Raw genomic sequence first — 3,080 nt, forward strand, 5'->3', positions numbered from 1 at the left:
TTGCGCAGGTACTGGCGGCTGGCCGCTGCGGCTGCATGCCAGAAAGGACGGTCGCATTCGTCGCTCCACAGAGCAAAAAGTTCATAGAAATGCGGCAAATGATAAGAGGGATCGGTAAATTCACAGTTGGGAACGAATTTGATGAGATGGTTTTCGGGGTTCCACATGGGAAATCCGGAACCGGCTTCTTCGCCTTTGTGTACACATGTGTGCAAGATGCGCCGTGCCCAGGAAGCGTAATCCAGTACCCCTTCGCCGGAACCCCAGCGGTTGGCCGCAAAAAACAGGGACATAGCAAAAAATTCTTCGCCGTCAGGGGCGGGTCCATCGGAATTTTTGCTGCCGTCAGTATGACAGGACCAGGCAAAATAGCCGGCGTTTTCCCCTTCGGTGAGGTACATGTGGGTCACGACCCATCGCCACAGGCAGTCGAATTCCTTCTGGCGATTCATTTGTACGCAGAACATCATTGCGTAGGACATGCCCTCGGTACGGACGTCATGGTTCCCCGTGTCCTCTATGTACATCATGTCAGGCCCGGCAAAATGGCAAAGGCGAACGCCCTCCGGCCCATAGAACATTTCTTCAAACGCGCGTTCCAGCTTGCTGTCAATCTCGGCCTGCGCATATCCAAGGCGTTCCAGTCTGTTTAAATATTGCCCGCTATAGTAGGCACCTTCCATAATCATTTCAGCTCCTTCTGGACCGTGTAAGAGGTAACCGGTTTACGCGGTCTACTGATTTTGTGACTCACTATAGCAGGTTTTCTATTTTAAAACAAGCGCAAAAAGAGCGAAAAAACGTTATGAAATCCAAAACCGCGAGGAATATAGCAAGAAATGAGAAAAGGCACTTTGTAAAAACACCTTTTGCCAGAAGCCGAAAAATGGACGGGAACAGCAACATTTGCAAATCTTCTTTTTTCATTTCGATTTCCTAGATATAGTGGGCAGAAATTCTCCATTCAAAAAGCAAGAGCCCCATGCAACAACAGTACAAAAAAGAATTGCTTACAGATGCACATGTTTTTTTGAGGAAACAATGACAGTGATTAAAAATTGCTAACTTTATGCGTATGCCCCCAGATGCGGACAGAAAAATAAAAAAGCAAAATACAAGGAAACGTATAGCAAAAAATGAGAAGCACCACCGCGGTATAAGGCTTTATGATAAAGAAAAATAGCGGAACTCAAAAAGTTTATCATGAGAAGGTGTGCCTGAGATGCGTGATCAGCGAATTGCTCCACGGGATCCCATCCCCCAACGAGAGGCTCTGTATATCCTGGTAGATAAGCCCGTCGGCGGCGGGGGCTCCGATGCAGAAGCCAACCGATTTCCTGTTTTCTTGAACGATGAGCGTTTGGTAACATTCGCAAAAATCGTAGGTGGTGTTCAGGACGAGAAAATTCTAGAAATGCTGCGGACTGCTAAAGGATTCCGCCGGTTGGTTCACAGCATTGGTGTGAGCATTGTCAGTGATGTGCCTGATAAAGTTGCTGCCTTTAGCATGTATTTTTCGGGGGAACACGGCACAGAAGGAGGCAGCGGCAAGATTTTTCTGCGTACCAATGGCGTCGAAACCATCATGGAAATGGCTTCCGTAGAGGAACAAGATACGGACGCTGTTCCCGGCAAGTTCTTAATAGAACTCCCCCGTGAAGAAGACACCGCCCTTGTTACGGTCAAATTTTACCTTCATGACGGGTACCATGCGCCACGATTTGATCCGGATCCGCCGGTTGAATTTGATACGCCACAGTATAACGCAATGATTGCGCGTTCGTGCTTGAGTACAGGGAACAATGCACGAATCAAGCGGGTTCTGGGGGATCTGCGTTCTGGTAAGCCGATAACCCTAGCTTTTCTTGGTGGTTCTATCACACAGGGCGCCGGCGCAGTTCCCGAACAGGAAAAATGTTATGCCCGTCTGACCTTTGAAGCAATCCGGGACAAATATTCCTCTGCACCTGATCAAGTGAATTATATCAAAGCCGGCGTAGGCGGAACCCCATCACAGCTAGCTTTGAATCGCTATGATCGAGATGTCACACGCAATGGTACGGTATCCCCAGATTTAGTCGTGGTAGAATTCGCCGTCAATGATTTGGGGGATGAAACCAATGGATACTGCTACGAAAGTCTGGTGCATCGTATCTGGAATGATCCCGGCGAACCGGCCGTTATTCTCTTGTTTTCTGTCTTTGCAAATGACTGGAACCTGAAAGAGCGGTTAGCTCCCGTGGGATGGCGGCATGAATTGCCCATGGTGGATGTGCTGGAAGCGGTCAGCCCCCAGTTCGGAGCAACGGCTGCACAGCGGAGTGTTATTACCAAGCGGCAATACTTCTATGATACCTATCATCCTTCGAACGCCGGACATCGCATTATGAAAGATTGTTTGATGTATCTATTGCAGCGCTTGGATACCCAACCGAGTATGTCACCTGCAAAAGATGCACCACCCTATTACAGTTTTTACTTTTCTGCGATGGAGGCATATGACCGCAGTAACTTGCCACTTGACATATCTGTGGACCCAGGAAGCTTTACCGGTACCGATGAAGATCTGCAGATGGTTGCATTGGATAATGACACTTACAATACAGCGCAGTTTCCTTTCAACTGGAAAAAAACGTCCGGAAAGAAACCGTTTCAAATGGAGTTGGTATGCAAGTCACTCCAAATGGTTTTTAAAGATAGCGCATCCTTAGATTTTGGAAGAATTCGCGTAACAGTAGACGGGCAGACGGTTGCATATTATGACCCGAGGGAAGTGGGATGGACCCATTGCCACGCAACAATTCTGTTCGCAGAAGAAACCGCCGGCAAGCACCACATAGAAATCTGCATGGCGCCGGAGGATGAAGGTAAGACCTTCACAATCCTTGGCTTTGGCGTTGTGCGCTAATGATACAAAATAAGAAGAAAGGGGTACGTACAAAATGAAAGATCGTAACCAAAAACTGGAACAATACCGGGAGCGGGCACGCGCACTGGTTGCACAAATGACGCTGAAAGAAAAAATCAGCCAAATGCTCAGCTGGGCTCCGGCCATTCCGCGTCTGGGCATCCCTGCATAC

The 3,080-nt window shown here is 48.3% G+C and carries 2 protein-coding genes; one reads left to right on the forward strand and one right to left on the reverse strand.

Annotated elements, in window-relative coordinates:
- Nucleotides 1-689: glycosyl hydrolase family 8 (locus H6B10_RS13610; RefSeq protein WP_243427393.1), on the reverse strand; the 689-nt coding region annotated here is incomplete at its 3' end.
- Nucleotides 690-1,222: 533 nt separating this feature from the next.
- On the opposite strand from H6B10_RS13610, the gene H6B10_RS13615 reads away from it, so the two are divergent.
- Complete coding sequence (locus tag H6B10_RS13615) at nucleotides 1,223-2,908, forward strand: SGNH/GDSL hydrolase family protein (protein WP_204652100.1); 1,686 nt, start codon at nucleotides 1,223-1,225, stop codon at nucleotides 2,906-2,908.
- The last annotated feature ends 172 nt before the right edge of the window (nucleotides 2,909-3,080 follow it).

The sequence above is a fragment of the Gemmiger formicilis genome (genome assembly GCF_016901605.1).
Classification (GTDB): Bacteria; Bacillota; Clostridia; order Oscillospirales; family Ruminococcaceae; genus Gemmiger; species Gemmiger formicilis_B.

Excerpts from the sequence above, each read along its gene's own strand:
- H6B10_RS13615 (WP_204652100.1), top strand. The coding sequence starts at position 1,223 with ATGCGTGATCAGCGAATTGCTCCACGGGATCCCATCCCCCAACGAGAG.